We start from the raw sequence: 22,373 nt of genomic DNA on the forward strand, positions 1-22,373 counted from the left end.
CCCAGAGTCCGTCTGCGTCGAGCCGTCGGGCAGTTCGTTGCCATTCCCCCCACAAGCAACCAGCAGCCATCCACTCACGACAGCGCCCACGAGCCTCTTCGACATCGCTCCCCCTCCCATACGCTCTGTCAACATGAGAATCCTCTTCTAGACGGACCCATCTAGCATGAGGAGTGAGGAGGCAAGAAACTGGGTGAGTCTCCGGCTCAGGCAGTGCGTCGGCCTCGGCGGCGACTGCACGGCAGCTTCGTGTTCGTCGTCGAAGACAGCAACGCAGTGTTCGACGACGGGGCCGGCGGCCACGCCTCAGCGACTATCGAGGCAATGATTGCAGCGCTGGAGGCGGCCAGAGATGCCACGCGCCATTCGTTGCCGCATCCTTGCCCGAATGAGGGCACGAGGCCCCCTCCCTTCCTGCGGAGGTAGGCGCGGTGACGCGACAGGCGCAGGTCCGTGAGCCCGTCGCAGGTGGAGCCGGGCGTAGCAGGCGTCGAGCGTGGGCTGCGTTCAGGACGCCCCGGGCAAGCCTCGGGGATGGGCGCTTCTCACGGAAGACCGCGAGTCACTTCGTTGCGGGCGCGGAGTCGACGGTGGTGTCCTGGCGCGGCGCCTGGAGCACGGGAGGCGATGCGCTCAGCGCGCCCAGGTAGAGCCGGCCGTGGAAGCCGTGGGGCTGCGGGGTGGTGAAGAGCTGGAGGCCAACAGCCTGCTTGGAGGACTGCCGCGCCTCGAGCGTCGGGCTGATGCCGAAGACGTTGCACTCCACCTCCTCGTCCCAGACGCTGTAGCGGCAGACGAACTGGGTGCCTCGCTGGAAGCCCACATCCAGGGCACGCACCGAGGGCAGAGCGCGCACCACCCGAGAGCCCATGGGCTCGAAGTCGCCATCCCAGCTCACCTCCGTGGTGCGCGCGTGGACGCTGCCCGTGAGCACCAGCGTCCAGGCCTGGGGGCGCTTCGACTGGGCGTTCAGCAGGTGCTGGGCCATCTGCGCCTCGCGCTCATTGCCGTGGGCCTTGTCGGAGTCGATGGCGGCCACGTCCACGTCCTTTCCAGCGACGCGCATGCGGCGGACCTGCTCGACGAGCCACAGCATGGCGCGGCTGCTGCGCCCGTCCTGGTATGTCCGGCGCCAGAACACGCTCCCCGAGAGGAGTTCCTGAACGGCCGCTGAATCGCCGTCGCTGACGAGGTAGCGATCGAGGAGCCGCTGCTCGGAGGTGGGAATGGACAGCGCCAGCGTCACCGGCAGTTCCTGGGCCGAGGCCTCGCACAACATCCGCAGCGCCGCGGACGGCACCTCCTGCGTACCCAGGGGGTCCGCCACGAGCAGGACGCCTCCCGCGGAGAACAGGGCCGAGGCTCCCGCCAAGGGAGCACCACACGCGGGAGCGGCGGAGGTGGCGGTGGTCTCACCCTTCTCGCCCCAGTTCTCCATCACCACCGAGCGCATGGGGACAGGGGAATTGCCGCCCACCAACTCCAGCGCGGGAGCCATCTCCAGCCGCTCCAGCAGCTTCTGCTCGATACCCAGGTCGCGGTAGCCGTGCGCCGGCCGGTAGCCCTCCAACCCAGGGATATTGGTGAAGGCATCCGGCACGGAGAGATGCCCGCCGGACCGACCGGAGGCCTCCGCAGTGTAGCCTCCCCCTTCCTGCGTGTACCTGATGCGAAAGACTCGAACGAGTGCCTGCCGAGGCCCGAGCCGCGTCCCCTGGATGTAGTAGCGCTCGGGGGGAATGACGTCCGGAATGAAGGAGGAGAACATCTCCAGTCCCCCCTCCTTCTCCATCACGTCATGGCGGCTCTTCTCCAGGATGAACCGGGCCGTCATCATCGCGTCCTCGGCGGGCACCTGATAGACGACCTCGTGCGTGGGCGTCTCGTACTGCCCCGTCTCCGGATTGTACTGGGTGGCGATACCTCGCATGCCGGTGGCGCACCCCACGCTCCCCAAGAGCCCCAGCACCAGTCCAAACCGTCGCATCGCTACCTCCATGAACCACAAGTCCTGGAGGCTGGTTTCGGGCCTCCTTGCTGCGTCAACCGCTGAAACGCTTGGGCGCGTAGGACATATTGGCATCGCCTGATGGACGATGGAATGAAGCACACACGGGGTTCACGGTGGTGACCGGGCATAGCACCTGGAGCGCGGGAGAGCGAGCGGCGCGGCTGGGCCTGGGTGATGGAACAGGCGCGCGCGGCGAAGAATGCAGAGGCGATCCGCGACCTCGAATCGATCGCCCCCTATGCCGTTGGCAAGACGCCGGTGCCGTTGAAGAACATCCTGCTCCAGCGCCGCTGGCTCAATTTCTTCGGGGGTGCCGCCTATCGGCGTCCTGATGCGAGCTTCGAGAGCGCAGCGGTGAATCTGTCGCCCGAATACACCGACGCGGAGGTACGCCAGGTCTGGAAGTCGCAGGATTTCTCGGTCGAGAAGCTCCTTGCCGCGGTACTGACGGTGGACCTGTCGCATGTGAAGCGGCTGAAGACGCCGCTGATCCTGTTCCTCGGACGCCACGACCGCAATGTCTCGGCGATGGTTGCCGCCGAATGGTTCGCGGGCGTCAAGGCGCCGTCGAAGCGGCTCGTCTGGTTCGAGCAGTCGGCGCACGAACTGATGGCCGAGGAGCCGGGCAAGGTGCTGCTCTCGCTCATCCGCGATGCCCGTCCGATCGCCGAGCGCGCCGGCGATGTCGCGCCAGCCAGCACCCAATAGAGCAGGCCACGGCCAAGCCCCTGCCTCCTCCATCTCCGCCGCAAGCTGACCAGGCGCACGTCGCGCGCCTGCGTTCCTGCGTTGAGTGTTGACGACAGGGGAAGCCTCGTCCCCTGTACTTCCAACCAGGGAGCGCATGGGGCATCTTCCGAACGACAACTGTGGAGCCGAGGACCCTACCCGTGGTGGCCAACATGAACGCATCCGTACCGACTGAAATCACGCACCAGGTTTCAAGCGCCTGCGCAGTGATTGGCCGTCACCTCGCCAGTTCGTTGCAGGCCATCCACCTCTTCGGCTCGGCAGTTGATGGAGGGCTGAAATTACACAGCGACATCGATTTGCTGGTAACCGTAAGCGCGCCATTGACCGAAGCCGTTCGACACGCGCTGAGCAAGGAGCTGTTGTCGGTCTCGACATGGCCCATGACGCAGGAGTCGCTCCGCCCTCTCGAAGTGACCGTTGTCGTCCGGGACGCGGTCGTCCCTTGGCGCTACCCGCCGTCGCGCGAACTTCAATTCGGGGAATGGTTGCGCGGAGAACTGGAAGCAGGCCGCGTCCAGCCCGCCGTCGTGGACCCCGACCTGGCAATCTTGCTGGCGAAGGCAAGGAGGCACAGCATCTGCCTGTTGGGCGCGCCAGCAACCGACCTCTTCGACCCCGTGCCCCGAACCGATCTGGCGAGAGCGTTCTACGACACCGTTCTCCAATGGAACGAACCTGCGGACTGGCGAGGGGACGAAAGGACCGTGGTGCTTGCGCTGGCTCGCATCTGGTTCAGCCTGTCAACGGGGGGAATCGCCCCCAAGGACGTTGCGGCCCAGTGGGTCATGGAACGCCTGCCGGATGAACATCAAGGTGTCGTGCGCAGTGCGCGGGCGTCTTACCTTGGAGAGACGCAGGACGACTTGGCACGGAGAGGCCCGGAAGTCGACGCGTTCGTACACTGTGCCAGGACGGCCATCGAACGAATGTATTTGGAATTGCAGTCCGCCAATCCGGCAGCTCGCTGAACCTGTGCCTACCCAAGATCCGGTCGCTGCGTCCCCAGCGCAAAGTTGGCGGACACGTCAGCCTCCGTCACTGACGTGTCAGTGACACGGGATTCCCCTGGCACCCGGAGACTGGCTTCACCGCAAAGAGTTGAAATGACTGGAGCCGTTCCTCCGCAGGCCCTGGCGCGAACATTGCTCTCGTCGCCGGTGCATCCATCCACGGCACGTCATATCAACCTCAGAGCTCCCTGTGCAAAACAAGACCTGGACCGACGCAGCCCTCCTCGATCATCTCCAGAAAGCCGTCTACCTGGAGCTGTGGACCATCCCCCTCTATCTGACGGCCGCCTATTCCTTGCAGGTTCCCGGCACGAACGCTGATCACCCGCCCAAGCAGGTGACCGTTCGCGGAAAGAAGAACCCCAATCGAAGCCGGGAGCAGCTCGCCTTCAACAACATCTACTCGGTCGTCGTGCAGGAGATGCTGCACCTCGAGCTGGCCAGCAACCTCTTCAATGCGCTGTTCGCCCCCAAGGGATACACGCCGAAGTTCACGGGCGAATGGGCGCCGCGGTACGACCGGTTCCCGTCCTGGATCGCGGTCAACAAGCCTGTGAAGCTCGGGCCGGTGAACCCTGAGCAAATGTCCCTCCTGGCCGCCATCGAGACCCCCGAACCAAAGTCCGATGGCGCGCCGAACGGGCCACAAGATGCCTACGATTCCATCGGTCAGTTCTACAAGGCCATCGAGCAGGGCATCCATCAGCGCTGGAACGAACTCTACCAGCCCGACGCGGACCACCGGCAGAAGAGCGAATTCGCCAACCCGCAATACATAAGAGACGACTACACCAGGTTCAGCAGCACCATCGGCGGTGACAGCCGCACCGCGCTGAAACAGGCGAATGAGGTGCTCCAGGCCATCGTCGGGCAGGGCGAGGGCAACTTGGGACCCATCATCGACGCAGAGCTCCGACCCGAGGATGCCAACGACCTGGAGGATCAGTTCAGCCATTTCGCGCGATTCCGGATGGTACAGGCAATGCTGAAGTTCGGCGGCCCGCTGGAGACCTATCCCACCACAGGGGGCAGTGGGCTCGCGGCCGCGCAGCAGCAGCTCACCGCCGGCTTCACGAGCCTCTTGACCGCCTTGGAGAAGGGCTATGCCGGGGACGACGAACTCGACCTCGGTAGCATGTGGGCTCTTCCCAATCAGATCGTGTCCGTGTGGTCCGCGGGCGGAGTGCCGCAGTTCTAATCATCCCTCACAAAGTCAGGGCTGAGCTGAACGTTGGAAAGGGCCAGCTCCCTGTTTCGCCGCGTCGCGTGTCTTGACGCGGCAGGAATAGGCTCGCTCTGCCTGGACCGGAGAGGCGAAGCCGGAAGCACCCAGGTTTTGTATTTCTTTCGACATACCTGAATAGAAATGAACAGTCGTTTCATCAAGAAGAACAGAGGGGGTTGTGTGCTCATGCGGATGAAGGCCGGTCTGGCCCTGGCGGCAGCGGTCAGCAGTTTGATGACGGGGTGTGTGGAGGAGTCCTCTCAAGACCAGGCTCCAGAAGGGCTCGCGAGCAAGGACGATGCGCGCGTACACGAACTGAGCAAGGCGACCAGTCGGGGCCGCGAGTTCTGGCTGGCCTTCCCGGGGAACTACCAGGCCACCGCGGTGCTCACGTTGTTCATCGCCAGTGACACGGCGACGACGGGGCAGGTTCGCGTTCCAGGGCAGGGGCTGGCCTTCGACTTCTCGGTGACGCCGGGGCAGGTGACGGCGGTGGCGCTACCCTCCTCGGTGGCACAGGTGGCCGTGGATGGCGTGGAGTCCAAGGGCATCCACGTCACCGCGGGCGCGGACATCTCCGTGTATGGGCTCAACCGGCTCCTGCAAACGACGGATGCGTTCCTGGGCCTGCCCACCGCGAGCCTGGGCACGGACTACGTGGTGCAGGCCTATCCGAACGTCAACGTCCTCAATGGCTCGCAGTTCTCCGTCGTGGCCACGGAAGACGCGACGGAGGTGACCATCACCCCCTCGAGTGTGGTGGGCAACCACGCCGCGGGAGTGCCCTTCCACGTGGCGCTGAACAAGGGGCAGACGTACCAGCTTCGCAACACGGGGGCCGCGCCCTCGGACGTCTCCGGAACGCTCGTTCATGCCACGCGCCCGGTGGCCGTCTTCGGCGGACATCAGTGCGCCAACATCCCGGATGGCACGACCATCGCCTGTGACTACCTGGTGGAGCAGCTCCCCCCGACCTCGACGTGGGGGCGGCGTTTCGTGACTGTGCCGCTGGCCACACGCCTCGGCGGGGACACCTTCCGCTTCGCGGCCGCCAGGGACGGCACGCAGGTGAGCCTCAACGGCGCAGTGGTGGCGCAGCTCCAGCGCGGCCAGGTGTTCCAGACGAACATCCAGGGCTCGGCGAGCATCACCGCCAACGAGCCCATCCTCGTGACGCAGTACTCCAATGGCTCGAGCTTCGATGGCATCCCGTCCGACCCGTTCATGATGTTGGTGCCGCCCTTCGAGCAGTTCGCCGCCCAGTACACCGTCACCACTCCGAGCTCGGGGTTCCGCAGCAACTTCGCCAACATCGTGGTCCCCAACGACGTCGTGGCCGAGGTGATGCTGGACGGCGCGCTCATCCCGGCGAGCCAGTTCCAGGCCATTGGGGCCAGCGGCTTCTCGGGGGCCCAGCTCCCCGTAGCGCTGGGGGCGCACCGCCTGTCCGCGCCGCAGCCCTTCGGCGTCATGCTCTATGGGTTCGATGCCTTCGACTCCTATGGCTACCCGGGAGGAATGGCCCTGGCGCCCGTGGCGGAGGTGAGCACGCTCACGCTGTCGCCCAGAGAGGGCGTCGCCGTCGTGGGGGACCTCTACTGCGTGACGGCCACGGTCCGGGACGCCGCGGACCGGCCGCTCGCGGGCGTGCGAGTGGATTTCGCTTCGTCCGGAGTGAACTCCGCCTTGGCCTCCGTGAACACCACCGCCGACGGGCAGGCCGAGTTCTGCTTCGAGGGCACCGCACCCGGCGAGGATGCGGTGACCGCGAGCATCGGCTCGGTGAGCGACCAGGTGCAGGTGACCTGGACGAAGCCCAACGCCCCGCCCATCGTGGACGCCGGCCCCGACCTGGAGGGCATGGCCTCCCAGCAGTTGACGCTGCAGGGCTCGGCCTCGGACCCGGATGGTGACCCGCTCACCTATGCCTGGAGCTATGTGGCGCCCCCGGGCGTGCACTGCACCTTCGGGTCGCCTTCAGCCCCGGTCTCGAGCATCCAGTGTGACGGGGCCGGCACCGTCACCGTGTCGCTGACCGTCAATGACGGCACCGCGACCGCCACCGACAGCGCGCAGGTGGTGCTCGGCTGGGCGTCGGAGCTCACGATGTGCGGCCTGCCCCGCTACACGAACGGGACCTCCATCAAGGCGTGCGGCTGGGCCTCCGCGGGCGGCAGCCGCACGGGCATCGTCTCCGCGTACTTCACCGTGGATGGCGGCGCGCCCATCCCCGTCATGCCCGACGCGGGTGGCGGCTTCGTCACCACCCAGCTTCACCTCACGGAGGGGACGCACGTGGTCCGGCTGAGCGTCGTGGACGCACTGGGGCACGTGACGTGGCGCGAGCAGACGGTGTCCGCGGACTTCACGCCGCCGGTGCTCGTCATCCTGTCGCCCACCGAGCAGGAGACCCACCCCGACCCGGTCGTCACGATGGTCATCCAGGAGCAGGACGCCAGCCCCGCCACGGTGGTGACCCAGGGAATCGTGACAGAGGACGTGCCCGCGGGCAGCAACGTGCTGCGGCACACGGTGAACCTGGTGCACCGCGACTGGTCGCTCGTCCACGTCCGGGCCACGGACGCCGCGGGCAACACGACCGAGGTGGTGGCGCGCGTATACGTGGCGCCCTGAGCGCGGCGCGGCCCAGGGCGGGAGAATGACGCTCGCCCGGGCCGGAACGTCCACCCGTGCGGCACGCCGCGCGTCCCGTGCTCGACGGGCGCGCGGCGTTCGCCTGGGCGATGGGGCCGAGCTCGCCCGCGCTCGCCTTCGCAGGCCCGTTCAGGCCGGAGACGCCGACTTGGGTTGGACGCCCCTGTTCGTCACGACCAAGGGCTTGTTGGCTGAGCAGGGGACACGCAATCGTCCGCCGGCCCGAACGTAGCCGCTCCGGAAGCCTCCGACCGGCTTCAGGAGACGTCGCGATGGATTCCGTTCTGGGTGGACTGCGTCAAAGCCTGCGCTCGCTGGGCCGCAGCCCCGGCTTCACGCTGGGGTGTGTCCTGATGCTGGCGGTGGGCATCGGAGCGAGCACCGCGCTCTTCAGCGTGGTGGACGGCGTTCTGCTGCGTCCCCTGCCCTATCCGCGCCCCGAGCGCCTCGTGGAGCTCTCCCAGCGCGCGGCGGACGGCCATCCCATGCGGTTCTCGGACCCCAACTTCGAGGATGTGCGGACGCGCGCCCGCACCGTCTCGGCACTGGCGCAAGTGTCGGGAGCGGCGAGCGTCGCCGTCACGGGCGCCGACGAGCCGGCCTTCGCCACGCTGGCGCTCGCCTCGCGCGACTTCTTCCCCGCCTTCGCGGTGCGGCCAGTCCAGGGGCGCCTCTTCGCGGAGGAGGAGCAACAGGCGGGAGGTGCTCCCGTGGTGATGGTGAGCCACGCCTTCTGGAAGCGGTATCTGGGCGCACGGCCGCTTCCCCTGCCGGACACCCTCACCTTCGAGGGGCGCGCTTACACCGTGGTGGGCGTGATGCCCGAGTCCTTCGACTACCCGGTGGGCACGCAGCTGTGGATTCCGCGAGAGCTGGTGCCTCCCCTGCCCAGCCGCACCGCACACAACTGGCGGGTGGTGGGAAGGCTGGCGGACGGCGTCGACCTCCAGGCCGCGCGAGTGGAGCTCACACACATCGCCCGCGAGCTCCAAGCCCAGTACGGCCAGGAGACGCGGATGCATGACATCGCCGTGGAGCCCTTGCAGGAGAGCCTGGTGGGCCGCGTGCGGTCCACGCTCTACCTGCTTGCGGGCGCCGCGGCCTTCCTGCTGCTGGTGGCGGGCGCCAACGTCACGAACCTGCTGCTCGCCCGCGCGGCCACCCGTGCCCGGGAGCTTGCCATTCACGTGGCCCTGGGCGCGGGGCCCGGCGCATTGACACGGCGGTTCCTCATGGAGTCGCTCCTGCTGTCACTGGCGGGAGGCGCACTGGGGGCGGTGCTTGCCGCCTGGGGCGTGCGCGCGCTGCTCGCGGCCGAGCCGGGCCACCTGCCACGGGTCGACGAGGTGGGGGTGAACGCCACGGTGCTCCTCTTCTCCCTCGGGCTCTCGCTGCTGCTCGCACTGGGGCTGGGGTTGCTGACGGCGCTGCGCGCGGCGCTGCAGCCCCCGGGAGCCGCGCTGGCGGGCGCCGGGCGCACGCACAGCGGAGGCGGGAGCGCCGAGCGCACGCGCCGAGCCCTCGTCGTGGGGCAGCTCGCGCTCGCATTGGTCCTCCTGGTGGGCGCGGCGCTGCTCGGGCGGAGCCTGATGGGGCTGCTCTCGCTGGACCCGGGGTATCGCACCGAGGATGTCGCGGTGCTCAGCCTCGTGCTCCCTCCGGCAAAGGACGAGGCGCAGGGGCGGCACAACGTGCAGTTGCAGGAGCACCTCCTCTCGCGACTGGCGGCGTTGCCCGGCGTGCGCGCGGTGGGCGCCGTGAGCAACTTCCCGCTCGAGGGAAGCCCGGCGGGGGATGGCACCTTCATCGTGCTCAACCGCCCCGACGAGGTGGGGGACTTCGAGGACTTCGGGCGGCTGGCGCGCGAGCCCGAGCGCACCGGCTCCGCCGAGTACCGCGTGGCGAGCGAGGGCTACTTCGCCGCGCTCGGCATCCCGCTCATGCGCGGGCGACTGTTCGATGCGCGCGACACCGTCGACGCGCCGCACGTGGCCGTCATCAGCGAGTCGCTCGCGAAGGCCCGCTGGCCCCACGAAGACCCGCTGGGCAAGCTCATTCAGTTCGGCAACATGGACGGAGACCTGCGTCCCTTCACCATTGTCGGCGTGGTGGGGGACGTGCGGGAGCAAGGGCTGGATGACGCGCCCAGGCCCATGTTCTATGGCGGCTCCCGGCAGCGCATGCGGGCCTCCTCCCGCTTCCACCTCGCCGTGCACGGTCCGATGGGCTCCGCGGCCCTGGTCACCGCGGCGCTGCCGGTGCTGCGAGAGCTTGCCCCCGAGCTGCCCTCGCGCCTGTCCACGGTAGAGGGATTGCTCGCGGGCTCACTCGCCCCCAGACGCTTCAGCCTCCTCCTGCTGGGCGCCTTCGGTGCGATGGCGCTGCTGCTCTCGGTGGCGGGCCTCGCGGCCGTCGTGTCCTACGCGGTGGCGCAGCGCACGCGGGAATTCGGTATCCGCTTCGCGCTGGGCGCGACGACGGAAGACGTGCTGGGGCTGGTGCTCCGGCAGGCGGCGCGGCTCGCGGGGCTGGGAATCGGGCTCGGCGTGCTGGGGGCCCTGGGGCTCAGCCAGGTGCTCGCGGGGCTCGTGTACGGAGTGAGCACCACGGACCCGCTCGTCTTCTTCGTGGTGGCGCTCCTCCTGCTCTGCGTGGCGCTGCTCGCGAGCTGGCTGCCAGCCCGACGTGCTTCGCGCGTGGACCCGATGACCGTGCTTCGCTCGGAGGCCTGAAGCACCTGTGCCTGCCCGAAGTCCTGCTGCTGCGCCCATTCGCGCATCACGGAGGGTTCTCATGTCTCCCATCGCGGTCTCGCGCGGGGCCCCGTGTGGGGAGCTAAGCGAGCCAGCGCCAGTCAGAGTCCTCTAGGAGCGGGGGCTGGCCCCTGCGGCGGCGGGCGGAGACCTCCTAGTGCCAGGTCTCCCGTCCGCTGCCCGGACCTCGGGCGCGGACAGTGGCGGCAGGACTTGGGGAGCGGTGGCCGTTCCCCGAACGAAGACCGCGCGGTCCCAGTAGGAGTCGATGCGGGTCCACAGCAGCGTCTGGCCCCCGCCGCGCAACCGGATCCGGTAGTCCGGAGCGGCTTCCAGATGCACCGAGGGCCGCCGCGCCCAGCGGCCCGTGGAGGGCACGCGCAGCAGCAGCCCAGGGCCAGGGGTCTCCAATCCCCAGCTCCGGGTGTCATCGGCGACGATGGAGACCCCTGGGTTCATGCGACGCGCTCCTCGAGATGCCCGGCCCCCATGGGCCCTTGGAGCGTACCCCGAGGGAAGCCCGTACCGCCGACCGCGCGCCAGGCAGCGGCGATTCGGAATGCCTTGGGCCTACATTCGAGCGGGCTGATTGAGCCCGGCGACATCCATCGCGTGCATGTTCGACATTGAGGCCCCACCCTTCTTCGGGCCCCATCTGCAAGACGCTGCATGGAATGACGCATTTGCTAACACATGCTTCTCGCTGGCCCCGCACATCCGGAGCTACATCTGGGCGATATCCCAATCCCCAGATTTCGGTGTCTAATGAGGCATGCACGAACACACGTGGAAATGGAGCACGGTGGGGATGTTCCTCCTGGGAATGGGAGCGCTCATTCCCACGTCGGCGCACGCTTGTGCCGCCCCCAACTGCATGGTGGGGGTGCGCTTTCCCCTCCCCGAGGACGGCGGTGCGGTGCCCGCGAACATCCCCGGACTGGTGACGGTGCCGCCGCTGCTGGAGAGCGTGGATTCATCCACCGTCCGGCTGCTGTTGCCGGATGGAACGCAGGTGCCCGCGACCGTCACGCCGGGCGCGCATCAGACGCAGGTGCTGGTCCCGGACGCACCGCTGGAGCCAGGCACCACGTACCGCATCGAGGCAAAGGGTGTCTGTCAGTTCCAGCAAACCCAGACCGAGTCCGTGACCTTCACCGCCGGCCCCGCCCTCCCTCTCCCCACGACCACCGGCACCCTGACGGTCGACACGCCGAGCCAGGGTATCTTCAACGTGTACGGAGATTCGAGCTGCGGCAACAGGCAGGTGGAAGGGAACTTCACCACGCTGCGCTTTACTCCGTCACCGGAGCTGGTGCCGTTCCTTCCGTGGGTGCATTGGACGGTGGAGGTGGACGGAGAGCCCTGGTCGTATGCGAAGCACAGCGGGCTGACCTCCACCGGTGAGGAGAACCTCGAGCCGCGTCGCTACGAATACAACCGGCAGCTGCTCTTCCTCTATACATTCTGCGACTACGTGGGTTGCGCTGATTCCTACAACCGGCCGCCCATCGAAAGCCTCCCGCCCGGACGACACCGGGCCACGCTCAAGGCGACGCTGGAGCACGCGAACATCACGCTTCCCCCCGTGAGCGTGGACTTCGAGTTGAGCTGCGCGGCACGGGTCGCGAACGTGGGAATGAGCCAGATGCTCGGATGCTCGGATGGGGGAACCGAGATGGACGGAGGTATCGTAAACGAGGACCCGCTCCCCGAGCCGGTCGACACCAAGAAGGGCTGTACCCAGGCCGGGGGCGGACTGACGGTGCTGGGCCTTCTCTCGACGCTCTCGCTCTTGAGCCGCCGGAACTCGCGCCGCGCGAAATAGCTGGCCACACATACGCCCTGCTCCAAGAACGACGGTTGCTCGCTCGCATATTCGAGTTCGAACCTGGATACGTAGCCTCCAGAATCCATACAGGTGAATCATGGGACAGACCGCAGCCCCCTCGAAGACGTCGCCGCTGGTCCTGACGAATCCCAAGGGATTGTTCGACCCGGCGCCCTACGGCTTCTCGCACGTGGCGCAGGTGGCGCCGGGCACCCGGCTCATCTACCTGGCGGGGCAAGGTGGGGAGAGTGAGACCGGAGCCCTCCAGCCCGACTTCCGTCTCCAGGTGCGACAGGCGTTCCAGAACATCCGCACGGCCCTGGAGTCCGTGGGAGCCGGCGTCGGCGATGTCGCCAAGCTCACGATGCTGGTGGTGGACCACACGGAGGAGAAGCTCCGGATCATCGGCCCCGAGCTGGACGCGGCCTGGAACGGCGCCATGAAGCCGACCTGTACGCTGATTCCTGTCCCTCGGCTGGCGCTGGACGGGATGCTCTTCGAAGTCGAAGCGGTCGCTGTCCTACGTGCCTGACAGCGCGTAGCCGCATGGGATGAACCCGCCCTCCGCATCGCGTTGAGTGAGGGCTTCTGCCGTCGGTCATGCGGCGAGACGCAACTGCGCGTGGGCACGGCGAATGGTGCCCCCGCGCGGGCTCAGTCGGCGCCCGGAAGCAGCGAGGGGGCGGAGAAGAAGAGCAGCCCACGGCTCAGCATGGGGAGCCATGCGCTGTAGTGATCATCGCCGGGAAACTCCAGGTACTGGACCGCGAAATCGCCGCCGCCCATCGCCTCGAGCTCCACGGCGAGCTCACGGGCATTGTCGACCATCCGCCGCTCGGCGGCGAACATGCCCCGCGTCCCCTCACTCTTGCGCGGCTTCTGCTCCAGCCCTCCTACCGTGAGCAGCACGCGCGCCTTCACCGGGGTCCGCGCGAACCGCTCCAGGAAGGCCTTCTTCTCGGTGAGCACGTAGCGGTCGTTCCACCAGATGGACGGGCTCCCCGCGATGAAGGTGTCAAAGGACGTGGGCCTCGTGAAGAACGCATGCAGCACCAGGAGGCCACCATAGGAGTGGCCCATCAGCGCGGTGCGCGAGCCGTCGATCGGCAATCTCGAAGCAAGCGCGGGCTCGAGCTCCTTCTTCAGGAAGTCCAGGAAGCGATCCGCCCCACCCTGCTTCTTCGAGAACCGGTCCCCCGTGTTCGAGAGATTCGGGGCGGACGGCGTGTAGTCCTCACCACGTGCCTGGTCGCTGTGAGCCTGGCCACCCGGGTAGGTCAGCCCAACGATGACCGGCGTTGCCGCCGCGACGCCGAATCCCCGCGCGAGCCTCGGGAGGGCGCGTGTGAGACGCTCCAGGGTGGGAAAGTGTGCACCGCCATCCAGGAGGTAGATGACCGGATGGCCGGCAGCGGGCGCTGGGCCCTCGGGGACCGCCACGTACAACCGATGGGTCCGTCCGGTGTGGGTCGAGTCGAGCTCGAACTGGAAGGTGTCCTGGAGTGTCACCGGAGCCCCGTCCACCCGAGCCACCGGCGCGGCGCGGGACACCGGCCCCGAGGCGCAACTGGCAGTCAGGAGGCCCGCCGCGAGGAGCACGTGGAAGCGTGCGGCGAGCAGCGGGTTCAGCAAGCGCAACCCAAGGGAGCGCGCCAGCGCAAGGGGGACGAAGAGACTCATGTTGGGAGACCCGGTGATGACGGATGAATTGAAGCCCCCGCCCATGCACGGCGAGGGCTCCGAACGGCAGGCGGGTGGCTAGCGAATCCGGAGGAGGCCGCGCACCTGGCCCTCGACGACCGTCTTCGCGTCCCCGAGGCCCGTCTCGGGGCTCATGAGGCGGAAGCGCGTCTGGGCGTTGTCATTGATGAACTCCGGCAGCACCAGGAGTTCACCAGGATTCTGCGGGATGGTGCGGCCGTTGGTGGGCACGAGGTCGTCCCGGACGACGGGCGTCGCGGTCGGCGCGTCGCCGAGGGTGACCTCCCACAGGCTCCACCAGGCGCCCACGGCGGCGCTCTGCCCGTTGAACGTCCGCTCGGCGGCCACCGCTGTGTCCCAGGCGGACTGCGCGGCGGCCTTGTTCATCACCCGCAGGTAGCCCTTGCCGGGAGCTCCAGGCAGGAGCATGGCGGCGATGTCACCCTCCGTCCCCGGGTTGATGAAGGAATCGAGCGTGGTGGACCACGCATCGAACTCACCAGTCGCGGGATCGAAGCGGACCATGCAGGGCGCGCCGGTGGTCCCGGGAGACACGAAGTGCGCTCCGCTGCCCAGGGACTCGGTGGCGTAATAAATCTTCCCATCCGTGTGCTTGACGCCGTCGCGCGCCCAGCCGCAGCGATTGTCGACCTTGACGGTCACCTCGTCGGTCTGCGTGTCCACGATGACCAGCGCCGTCTTCGCCGGAACCGTCTTCACGTCCGCGGCGTGCCAGCCACCTGCGATGATGACGTCGTTGCCCGCGGTGATGGCCAGGCTCTGCGAATAGCGGAACGTGAAGTCGCCGTCCTTGAGCTGGGGCGTCAGGTCCTTCGACGTGATGATGGCGAGGTCCTGGGGATTCCAGATGACCAGCTTGTAGTTCACGTGGTCGAAGTAATAGGCCTTCGTCTCGCTGACGAAATAGTGCTGGGACTGATAGCCACCGGTCGCGGCAACCCCCTGGCTGGTGAACGAAAGCGGATCGCCGGCCTTGAGCGAGCCATCCGCGTTGAGGGTGTAGGGGGTCACCGTCGGCAGCCTCGAGCTGCTGACGATGAACTTGCCGGTGCCCGGAAGGCCGGCGGCGATGTACGCGTCCGCGGGAAGCTCGATTGCGTCGCCAATCCCGACGGTCTGCTCCTTCTCGATGTCGTCCAACGTCACCAGGTAGCTCTGGGTGTTTCCACCAGCGATGGCGACCTGGGTGATGGCGGCGAAGAGGGGCTCGGCGGTTCCAGCGTCGGGGACCACCTGGGGACCGTCCGAATCCGAGCAGGCGGTGGCGGACACGGCGAGGGCGAGGAGTGAGGCTTTCAGCTTCATCGGGCTTCCTTTTAGCGAAGGGTTCCTGCGAGGAGACTCGAAGCGCCTCAGCGGGCGCTCAGAGATCAACCGTGGCGCGCGCGGAGAACGCGCGGCCCGGCTTCTGGACACCGACGATGTCGAAGGCGGGAGCGTCGGTAAGATTCTGGAGGTTGAAGGAGAAGGAGAAGGCGCGCCCCTCGAACCGGGAGCGGTAGGTGAGCGCGGCGAAGTGCAGCGCCTGGGTGGGCACCCGCGCCTTGTCGCCGCCCCGCCCTGCGCTCTCCCAGGAGCGATAGAACGACTCGACGAAACGGGTCGTCCACTCCAAGCCAAGAGCGTCCTGGGCACTCAAGAGCTGACGCTTCTGGAACCGCGCGGTCGCCGAGGCCTGGAGCCAGGGAATGTTGGGCATGCGGTCCCCGTGAAAGCGGGCGAACTGGCCTTCCCGCGCGAGGTTGCGGAAGTCGAGCCAGGTGACGGTGCCGGTGAGCCCCACCCAGTCGCCGGGTGAGTCCCAGTCCACGCCCGCGTGCGCCGAGAAGGAGCGGGCGTGGTCCACGTTCTCGTAGGCCTGCGTGGCGTCGCCGGGGAAGAGCTGGATGAGGTTCTCGACGTCTCGGACGCCCGCGACCGCGTTGGCACCGAAGCGGCCAACGGACGTGACGATGGGGAGGAGCTCCACGCCCAGGTTGGCGTTGTGACTCGACTCGGGGACGAGCGCCGAGTTCTCCACGAGCAGGCCCCCATCACCGAAGAGCTCGTCCACCCGCGGCATCCGCGTGGTCCGTTCATAGGACGCCTTGAGGAGCAGCCCCCGCGTCAGACTGAAGCGCAAGGTGTCACCAAAACCTCCGGCCCACCGGCGCTCCGCGGCCTCCTGCCTCGTCCCCGAGGCGAAGCGGTGCAAGTAGCCCTTCACGAACACGGTGTTCTCCAACCTGCCGTCCCAGAGCAGCTGACGATGGGAGAGCCCTCCGAAGGCGGACGTGAGCGCGAGCGGCACCCGGAGGGGGTCCTCCTGCTGCAGACGGGTGAGGTAGGCGTTCTCGCCGCTTCGGTCGCTGTCGTCGACGCCGAGCGAAACCTCGAGGTCCTCCGGGTCGAGCAGCGTCCCGAGGAGCCGCACGCGCCCGAACGACGTCTGGCGCGTCTGAGTGTTCTCCAGCGGCGTCGAGCCAGTCTCCCCGGCCCTCGCCCGCGTCGCACGGCAGGCGCCGTACCAGTCGTAAAGACAGTCGGAGGCGTCGAGAAGCTCGCCCACACGCTGGTTGTACCCGGCGATGGCGAGCACCTTCAGCCGCTCATGGGGCGACACCTCGTAGCGAAGCCCGAGGCCCCAACTCTCCTGCGCGGAGGTGACCGCGCCATAGGGCTGAATCATGAACTGGTCGTGTGGGACCTCCTTGTCGTAGCGGCCGAGGTAGCCATTGAGCACGAGCCGGTCGATGCCCGGCAGTGACTCGAACCCCACCTCGATATCGCCTCCGGTGCCCCGATAGGCGTCGTGGTTGCGGCGCAGGGCGCGCGGCGAGACACGCCCCGTCGCCGGGTCATCCACGGGCACGGTGACGACGTAGTCGTTCTGCGAGCGGTCGTGGAACCCCGCGGCCCGCACGAAGACGTGCTCGTGGGCCCGCCACGTCAGCCTGCCAGTCCCTCGGTAGCTGCCGAAGGAGCCGCCCTGGAGCGACAGGGACGCGCCGGTTTCGGGCTTCGCGAGGTCGGAGCGCAGGTGGATGGCACCGCCCAGCGCGTCCGTCGCGAGGCGCACCGGGACGACGCCGTTGAAGACCTCGAGTTGCCGGATGAGCGAGACCGGAACACTTCCCAGTCCATAGACATAGGGCGAGTACTCGATGGGGACGCCGTCGAGGAGGACTCGCACCTGGTCGCCGGAGAGGCCCCCGAGCGAGAGCTGGGTCCGGCTCCCCATTCCGCCCGTCCGCTGGACCTGCACGGCAGAGGCCCGCGTCAGCACCTCCGCGAGGTCCTCGGCGCGCTCATGGGCCTTCTCCAATTCGACGACATCCACCGCCTCCGAGCCGCGCACCAGGGCGCGGGCTTCGGTCGACCTGGCGCGGACGACCGAGGTGAAGCCAGGGGGAGCGGGAGTCTCTGGCTCCTCGGAAGGCTGCGCGGTCGCCTCTTCCGCGGGCGTGTCGGACGCGACTTGGGCGACATCCTCGGCGCCTGGCGGCGCGGCCTCGGGAGGACGGGCGAGGACGAAGTGGTGGATGAACTCGAACTGGCAGGGGACGGGGTTGCCGTCCTGCATCGCCGGGGAGAAGCGCGCGTTCCGGAGCGCGCTCACGGCCGCCTCATCGAGTCCGTGCCCAAGTCCCTCGACCACCTCCGCGCGCGTGACCCGGCCCTCCGCATCAAGCGTCAGGAGGAGCTTCACCGCGCCTTCAAGCCCTGCGGCGAGTGCCTCGGGCGGATAGACAGCCTCTGGCTGGGCCAGCAGCACCGGAGGGACGACCCCGCCGGATGGCGCAGGCTCGCCCTCACCCTCCGGCGCCTGCGGGTGCGGCGTCGCGCCAGAGGGGGAAGCGGATGTCGCCGGCGCCGGGGTCTCGCTCGCATCCTGGGCTCGCGCGACGCCCATCGACAGCACGGAGAGGAGTGCGAGCGTGGGGACCAGAGAGGATGGCGCGGGGGCACCCCGCCAGCGACGAAGTGTGGGCATGTTCACGGTGTACAGACAGGGCTCGAAGGCGCGAGGATGATGTCGATATTGATACTCATTCTCAACACCACGACGTACTATCAGTGCCAGCGGTGGGGGTCAATTGGTTGGCGATGTCATTCATCGGCTGCAGAGCGGCCTCGGTGCTGCCCAGCGCGCCCATGGCGCCGTCAAAGAGGAGGGAGGCCGGATTGGCCCGGCCCGTCGTGAGGGCCCCCGATGACGCCCTCCGCGGCGCCCTTCACGGTATTGAAGTAACCAGTCGCGGCGCCCTCGAGGACGCCCTTGAAGCCGCCCTCCGAGTTGCCAATCCTTGTCAGGACGTTGCTGACGCCTGGAAGGAACCACAGGTGCTTGCCCGCCTCGCCCGCGAACCACTGGACGTTGTCCTTGTTGCTCCCGTCCGCCTTGACGTGGGTGTCCTTCGTGGTCGGCAGTTGGTGAGCGCCCAGGAAGGATTCCCCTTCTCGGCGAACGACCTCCGTGCCGTGCCGCGCATCTCCACCCTTGGTGATGCCCTCAATGTTGCCGTCTTCCTGGCCGTTCAGGACTTTGTTCGACCGGTCCCCACCATTGGCGCCTTGGCGCTGTCGATGAACTCCAGCACCTTGGCCAGCCGGAAGACGGCGTCGGGGTTCTGCTTCGCGTCCTTCAGGTCGAGCTTGGGGGCGATGCCCGTCTGCTTGCACGCCTGCTCGGGCCTGATGTCCTTCTGGCGTCCCAGCTTCTTCAGCCGGGGGTGTCGTCGACGAGCTACGCCGCCGAACGGCTGTCCCCTGCCGGCCGCTTGTCATTGGCGCTCGGGACGCCGGAACCGGAGGACTGCGGCGCCGGAGCCAGGCTCAGCAGTTGCCTCGAGTTGACGGGAGAAGCCGGAGCAGTGGTCGGACGCATCATGGAACGAGAGAGGGCCGAAGCCCTGACGCGCTCATGGGTATCACCTGGTTCCTGGCAGCGAAGGAAGACTGCTGCGGCGAGGCGGCCCTGCCCGTGCGCTGCCTCACCGCAGCGCGCATGCCCCCCAGGAGGGCCCCACAACCCATGTATTTCTCAGAGATGGGATGACCCCGGAGACCTCGCGTCAAGCGCCCCTCCGTAGTGACTGCAGTCACTACGGAGGGGCCGTCGCGTGTTTCGCGGACCTGCGCTCATCAGTCTCGCTGGCGGGCGATTTTGCAGTTCCAATACTCTGCGCGCACGGCGCCGGCGGAGCCCATGAGCGAGCTGAAGAAGCCGCCGTCCGTAGGCTGAGTGGACTCGGGCTCGGGCGCCACCGAGGTCCTCCACAATTGCCGTCCGCTCGCCGCATCGAACGCGGTCACCGTCGAAAGGCCCATCAACACCTGGCCTTGTTGGATTCGCAAGCAAGGGTCCATGGCGCTGATGCTTGGCTTCCGCCCCCATCCCTTCACGTCTTCGGAGACCGTCCAAAGCACACGGCCGCTGGCATAGTCACAGCACACGAGGCGCACGCACCACGAGGCAACCGCACCAGTGTGCGTGCTCATTTCCTCCCAGGTCACCGAAAGCATCGCGACGAAGGGCGGCTCAACGGCGAGCGTCACGGTCGTTCGCGCGCCGCGCAGCTTGGAGTCCACTCGCGCATCGTGAAGATCGTGCCGCCACATGACTCGGCCGCTGACGCGGTCGATTGCGGCGACATAGCCCTGCACGGTCGTGATCAGCAAGGGGTCGTTCATCGCGGTGTTGTAACGCGGCAAGCGATTCGACGTCCATGCGTCCGCCACGAAGTGGAGGAATGGATTCGGCGTCATGTGCGCTCGCGATGTGGGCTACCAGACCCGCCAAGAACGTCATCGGCGCGCAGGCTCTAAACACACAGAAAGCAATCCGGTGCTCGGGGGTGGGACTCAACCCATAACGGCTCACGCTTTCGGCGTGCCGCAGTTCCTGGACGTCGGTACGGCCCAGGACGTCGCTGGCCCACCGCACGAGACAGAAACGAACCGGGTCCGCCGCGTCCAGCGCCGCCCTCCGAACCACAAATGTGGTCCCTGGGACGGTTGCCTCGGCTGGAGCAGAACTGCTGTCCATCGCAGTAGGTCTGCCGGATGCACTTGTCCGCGAAGTCCCCACATCGCTCGGGGGTGAGGCCCTCGCACCAGACATCCACGTACGCCCCGGCAGATGCCTTCACGGACGCATCCGAGCCAGAGGATGGCGCGGCGGCAGCGACCGGAGCAGCGCCCTCCGGCGGCGTGGAGTCGGAGCGGCGGGAACACGCCACTTGCATGCCCACGATGGCGAACACGAGCAGCAGGCTCCTGCAGAAGCCACGCTTCCGCGGAGAGCCCGCGATCGTCGCGAGAGGAAACCGGGATTTCCAATGGACGGACCTTCTCGCATTCAACATGGCCCCCCGGGAGGAAACGAGCCCCCTTCCCTGCCGCGGAGCGCGGGCCCGGCTGTGTCTATCCAAGGTCCGGTCGCTGCATCACAGGTGCGCCAAGGGCAATGCGCACCATTGAATCAACCCATCCACGAGTGCGAATCACGCCCTGTCTGGTGTATTGAGTAGAGATGTTCTGCCTCCGCCCCTATCGCGATGTGGCCGACCTCAACACCATGGCTCGCCTCGTGGCACAGGCCTGGGCGGAGCGAGGTCCCCATGTGGAGTGCGCGGTGGGAGACCTGACCTGGCGCCTGCTGCGCAATGCACAGGTACGGCCGGGGGAGGACATCACCTTGTGGGAACACGCGCCCGGACAGCTCGCTGGCTTTGCGTGGGCCTACGGCAACGGCGATGTGGACCTGCTCGTCCACCCGCTCGTGCACGCTGACGCCTTCGCGGAGGATGTGCTTCCCTGGGTTCGCGCACGCCACGAGCGCACCCCGCAGCCGGCCACCGTGTGGGCGCTGGAGAGCAACGGTCCGCTGCTCGCGGCGCTACAGCGGCGCGGCTGGCGGCGCACCACGGGCGGGTGCTACCTGCACCTCGCACTGCCGCTACACGCGGTGCCGTCTCCGCCGCCTTCGCTGCCCGCGGGCTACCGGGTGCGCGCGGTGCGGGGCCCCGAGGAGGTGGCCGCGCGAGCCCTCGTACACCGGCGCGGTTTCGGCTCCGAGCGGGTGACAACGGAGGTGTACGCGCGGCTCATGGAGGCACCGGGTTACCAGCCTGCGTTGGACCTCGTCGCCGAGGCGCCCGACGGAAGCCTCGCGGCCTGCGCGCTGGGCTGGCTCGACGAGGCGAACGCGGTGGGCGAATTCGAACCGGTGGCGTGCGCCCCTGAGCACAGGCGACGCGGGCTGGTGCGCGCGCTCCTACACGAAGGGCTCCGGCGCATGCACATGCTGGGCGCCAGGCGGGCCATCGTGTACGCCTTCGCGGACAACCCGGCCTCCCCCGCCCTCTATCAGTCCGTCGGCTTCACCGTGGTGGACCGCAACCTCGGCCACACCCTGGCGTCCCCATGAACGCCCGTCTCCCCCACACTTGCGGCGAGGGCCGGGCCAGCAATGAGAACGAATGACGCCCGTTCACTACCGGCGAGCCTTCGGGAACATCCGGCCTTCACGAACCCCAGCCTGAGCGACCGCGCGAACGCGCGTGAGACGGAGCCTTGTTCGTCAGCATCTTCGTCGGCGTCCAGAGCACTGACTCCCTCTGGCGGCGAGAGGACGTATCGGGGGCAGAGAGCCGCACTCAGTGGGAGTCCGTCCTACTCCACGAGAACCTCGTGGACCCACCCTCGCCGCTTATTGGCATCGGCGGGCAGCTCCTGTTCAGCGGGCTGTACTCGTTCGTGCTGCCGTCCACCGCCAAGGGCCGCGACGTGCCAACTGAAACTGGCGGTCAGCCGCGACTGCACCAGGAGTGCCGCTCCCCTGCGCGCCCCATGCCGTCAAGGCGAGAGGCACGGATGCGGAGGCCCATACCGGCTGCCCCTTGTTTCCTACACCCCACCAGGGTGCTATCGGACGCAGGAAACGTGGGCAACACGGCCTCTCCACGGGAAGGCAGGTAGATGAAGAGTCAAACCAAGACAGATGGCGAGTCGGCATCGGAACTCATCAACGAAAGGATTGCCGAACTGGGTGATTGGCGAGGCGATGCACTCGCGCGGGTGCGTGCCCTCATCAAGGAGGCCGTCCCGGAGGTCGTGGAGGAGTGGAAGTGGCGGGGAACGCCGGTCTGGTCCCACAACGGGGGCATCTGCACGGGTGAGGCGTACAAGAAGGCCGTGAAGCTGACCTTCTTCAAGGGGGCTTCGTTGGAAGATCCCTCCGGGCTCTTCAACTCGAGCCTCGACGGGAACGTCAGGCGCGCCATCGACATTCACGAAGGTGAGGCGCTGGACGCGAAGGCATTCAAGGCGCTCATCCGCGCGGCCGTCGCGCTCAATACGTCGAGCGGAAAGAAGCCCACGAAGCGCTCGAAGTGAAGGTTGACCTCCGCGGCGCGGGCCGCTCAACTCCTCC

At 67.6% G+C, this 22,373-nt stretch carries 15 protein-coding genes; 9 read left to right on the forward strand and 6 right to left on the reverse strand.

Annotation, left to right across the window (positions count from 1 at the left end; genetic code table 11):
- Positions 1-562: 562 nt before the first annotated feature.
- Positions 563-1,987: a hypothetical protein gene (locus tag FL344_RS02225; protein WP_228564701.1), complete on the reverse strand. Its 1,425-nt coding sequence runs from the start codon at positions 1,985-1,987 to the stop codon at positions 563-565.
- Between the two features lie 198 nt (positions 1,988-2,185).
- Here FL344_RS02225 and FL344_RS02230 point away from each other — a divergent pair, with 198 nt between their 5' ends.
- From FL344_RS02230 to FL344_RS02250, 5 genes are all read left to right on the forward strand, one after another.
- A complete protein-coding gene (locus FL344_RS02230; RefSeq protein WP_228564702.1) occupies positions 2,186-2,719 on the forward strand; it encodes an alpha/beta hydrolase in 534 nt (177 codons plus the stop codon).
- A gap of 194 nt (positions 2,720-2,913) precedes the next feature.
- Complete coding sequence (locus FL344_RS02235) at positions 2,914-3,732, forward strand: AadA family aminoglycoside 3''-O-nucleotidyltransferase (protein ID WP_141617325.1); 819 nt, start codon at positions 2,914-2,916, stop codon at positions 3,730-3,732.
- Between the two features lie 232 nt (positions 3,733-3,964).
- Entirely contained in the window at positions 3,965-4,972 is a 1,008-nt protein-coding gene (locus FL344_RS02240) for a ferritin-like domain-containing protein (RefSeq protein WP_141617326.1), read from the forward strand.
- A gap of 213 nt (positions 4,973-5,185) precedes the next feature.
- Complete coding sequence (locus FL344_RS02245; RefSeq protein ID WP_228564703.1) at positions 5,186-7,633, forward strand: Ig-like domain-containing protein; 2,448 nt, start codon at positions 5,186-5,188, stop codon at positions 7,631-7,633.
- Positions 7,634-7,926: 293 nt separating this feature from the next.
- Positions 7,927-10,386, forward strand: coding sequence for an ADOP family duplicated permease (locus FL344_RS02250; protein WP_141617327.1), 2,460 nt, complete (start codon positions 7,927-7,929; stop codon positions 10,384-10,386).
- Between the two features lie 132 nt (positions 10,387-10,518).
- On the opposite strand, the gene FL344_RS38385 is transcribed toward FL344_RS02250, so the two are convergent.
- Positions 10,519-10,866 carry a hypothetical protein gene (locus FL344_RS38385; protein ID WP_228564704.1) on the reverse strand — a complete coding sequence of 116 codons (348 nt, stop codon included), beginning with the start codon at positions 10,864-10,866 and terminating at the stop codon, positions 10,519-10,521.
- Between the two features lie 313 nt (positions 10,867-11,179).
- Here FL344_RS38385 and FL344_RS02260 point away from each other — a divergent pair, with 313 nt between their 5' ends.
- Both FL344_RS02260 and FL344_RS02265 read left to right on the forward strand, forming a co-directional pair.
- Positions 11,180-12,232, forward strand: a complete 1,053-nt coding sequence (locus FL344_RS02260) for a hypothetical protein (protein WP_141617328.1) — start codon at positions 11,180-11,182, stop codon at positions 12,230-12,232.
- Between the two features lie 100 nt (positions 12,233-12,332).
- On the forward strand, positions 12,333-12,767 hold the full coding sequence (locus FL344_RS02265; RefSeq protein WP_141617329.1) for a RidA family protein: 435 nt from the start codon (positions 12,333-12,335) through the stop codon (positions 12,765-12,767).
- Between the two features lie 122 nt (positions 12,768-12,889).
- On the opposite strand, the gene FL344_RS02270 is transcribed toward FL344_RS02265, so the two are convergent.
- The 4 genes from FL344_RS02270 to FL344_RS02285 form a co-directional block, all read right to left on the reverse strand.
- Positions 12,890-13,915: an alpha/beta hydrolase gene (locus tag FL344_RS02270; protein WP_228564705.1), complete on the reverse strand. Its 1,026-nt coding sequence runs from the start codon at positions 13,913-13,915 to the stop codon at positions 12,890-12,892.
- A 78-nt stretch (positions 13,916-13,993) separates the two neighbouring features.
- Positions 13,994-15,262 (reverse strand): hypothetical protein, encoded by a 1,269-nt coding sequence (locus FL344_RS02275; RefSeq protein ID WP_141617331.1) that lies wholly within the window; start codon positions 15,260-15,262, stop codon positions 13,994-13,996.
- Positions 15,263-15,320: 58 nt separating this feature from the next.
- Positions 15,321-17,930: a TonB-dependent siderophore myxochelin receptor MxcH gene (gene mxcH / locus FL344_RS02280; RefSeq protein WP_141617332.1), complete on the reverse strand. Its 2,610-nt coding sequence runs from the start codon at positions 17,928-17,930 to the stop codon at positions 15,321-15,323.
- Positions 17,931-19,081: 1,151 nt separating this feature from the next.
- Positions 19,082-19,678 (reverse strand): PQQ-binding-like beta-propeller repeat protein, encoded by a 597-nt coding sequence (locus tag FL344_RS02285; protein ID WP_194862961.1) that lies wholly within the window; start codon positions 19,676-19,678, stop codon positions 19,082-19,084.
- Positions 19,679-20,516: 838 nt separating this feature from the next.
- Here FL344_RS02285 and FL344_RS02290 point away from each other — a divergent pair.
- Together FL344_RS02290 and FL344_RS02295 are read left to right on the forward strand one after the other, a co-directional pair.
- The gene (locus FL344_RS02290; RefSeq protein ID WP_228564706.1) at positions 20,517-21,368 is read left to right on the forward strand and encodes a GNAT family N-acetyltransferase; all 852 of its coding nucleotides are present in this window, start codon (positions 20,517-20,519) and stop codon (positions 21,366-21,368) included.
- A 551-nt stretch (positions 21,369-21,919) separates the two neighbouring features.
- Complete coding sequence (locus FL344_RS02295; RefSeq protein ID WP_141617335.1) at positions 21,920-22,336, forward strand: DUF1801 domain-containing protein; 417 nt, start codon at positions 21,920-21,922, stop codon at positions 22,334-22,336.
- The last annotated feature ends 37 nt before the right edge of the window (positions 22,337-22,373 follow it).

The organism is Myxococcus sp. AB036A (assembly GCF_006547355.1).
In the GTDB taxonomy this organism is placed as follows: domain Bacteria; phylum Myxococcota; class Myxococcia; order Myxococcales; family Myxococcaceae; genus Myxococcus; species Myxococcus virescens.

What these genes read in the sequence shown, in the direction of transcription:
- FL344_RS02225 (WP_228564701.1), bottom strand. Translation starts at nt 1,987, where the DNA reads ATGCGACGGTTTGGACTGGTGCTGGGGCTCTTGGGGAGCGTGGGGTGC.
- FL344_RS02230 (WP_228564702.1), top strand. Translation starts at nt 2,186, where the DNA reads ATGGAACAGGCGCGCGCGGCGAAGAATGCAGAGGCGATCCGCGACCTC.
- FL344_RS02235 (WP_141617325.1), top strand. Translation starts at nt 2,914, where the DNA reads ATGAACGCATCCGTACCGACTGAAATCACGCACCAGGTTTCAAGCGCC.
- FL344_RS02245 (WP_228564703.1), top strand. Translation starts at nt 5,186, where the DNA reads ATGCGGATGAAGGCCGGTCTGGCCCTGGCGGCAGCGGTCAGCAGTTTG.
- FL344_RS02250 (WP_141617327.1), top strand. Translation starts at nt 7,927, where the DNA reads ATGGATTCCGTTCTGGGTGGACTGCGTCAAAGCCTGCGCTCGCTGGGC.
- FL344_RS38385 (WP_228564704.1), bottom strand. Translation starts at nt 10,866, where the DNA reads ATGAACCCAGGGGTCTCCATCGTCGCCGATGACACCCGGAGCTGGGGA.
- FL344_RS02260 (WP_141617328.1), top strand. Translation starts at nt 11,180, where the DNA reads ATGCACGAACACACGTGGAAATGGAGCACGGTGGGGATGTTCCTCCTG.
- FL344_RS02265 (WP_141617329.1), top strand. Translation starts at nt 12,333, where the DNA reads ATGGGACAGACCGCAGCCCCCTCGAAGACGTCGCCGCTGGTCCTGACG.
- FL344_RS02270 (WP_228564705.1), bottom strand. Translation starts at nt 13,915, where the DNA reads ATGAGTCTCTTCGTCCCCCTTGCGCTGGCGCGCTCCCTTGGGTTGCGC.
- FL344_RS02275 (WP_141617331.1), bottom strand. Translation starts at nt 15,262, where the DNA reads ATGAAGCTGAAAGCCTCACTCCTCGCCCTCGCCGTGTCCGCCACCGCC.
- mxcH (WP_141617332.1), bottom strand. Translation starts at nt 17,930, where the DNA reads ATGCCCACACTTCGTCGCTGGCGGGGTGCCCCCGCGCCATCCTCTCTG.
- FL344_RS02290 (WP_228564706.1), top strand. Translation starts at nt 20,517, where the DNA reads ATGGCTCGCCTCGTGGCACAGGCCTGGGCGGAGCGAGGTCCCCATGTG.
- FL344_RS02295 (WP_141617335.1), top strand. Translation starts at nt 21,920, where the DNA reads ATGAAGAGTCAAACCAAGACAGATGGCGAGTCGGCATCGGAACTCATC.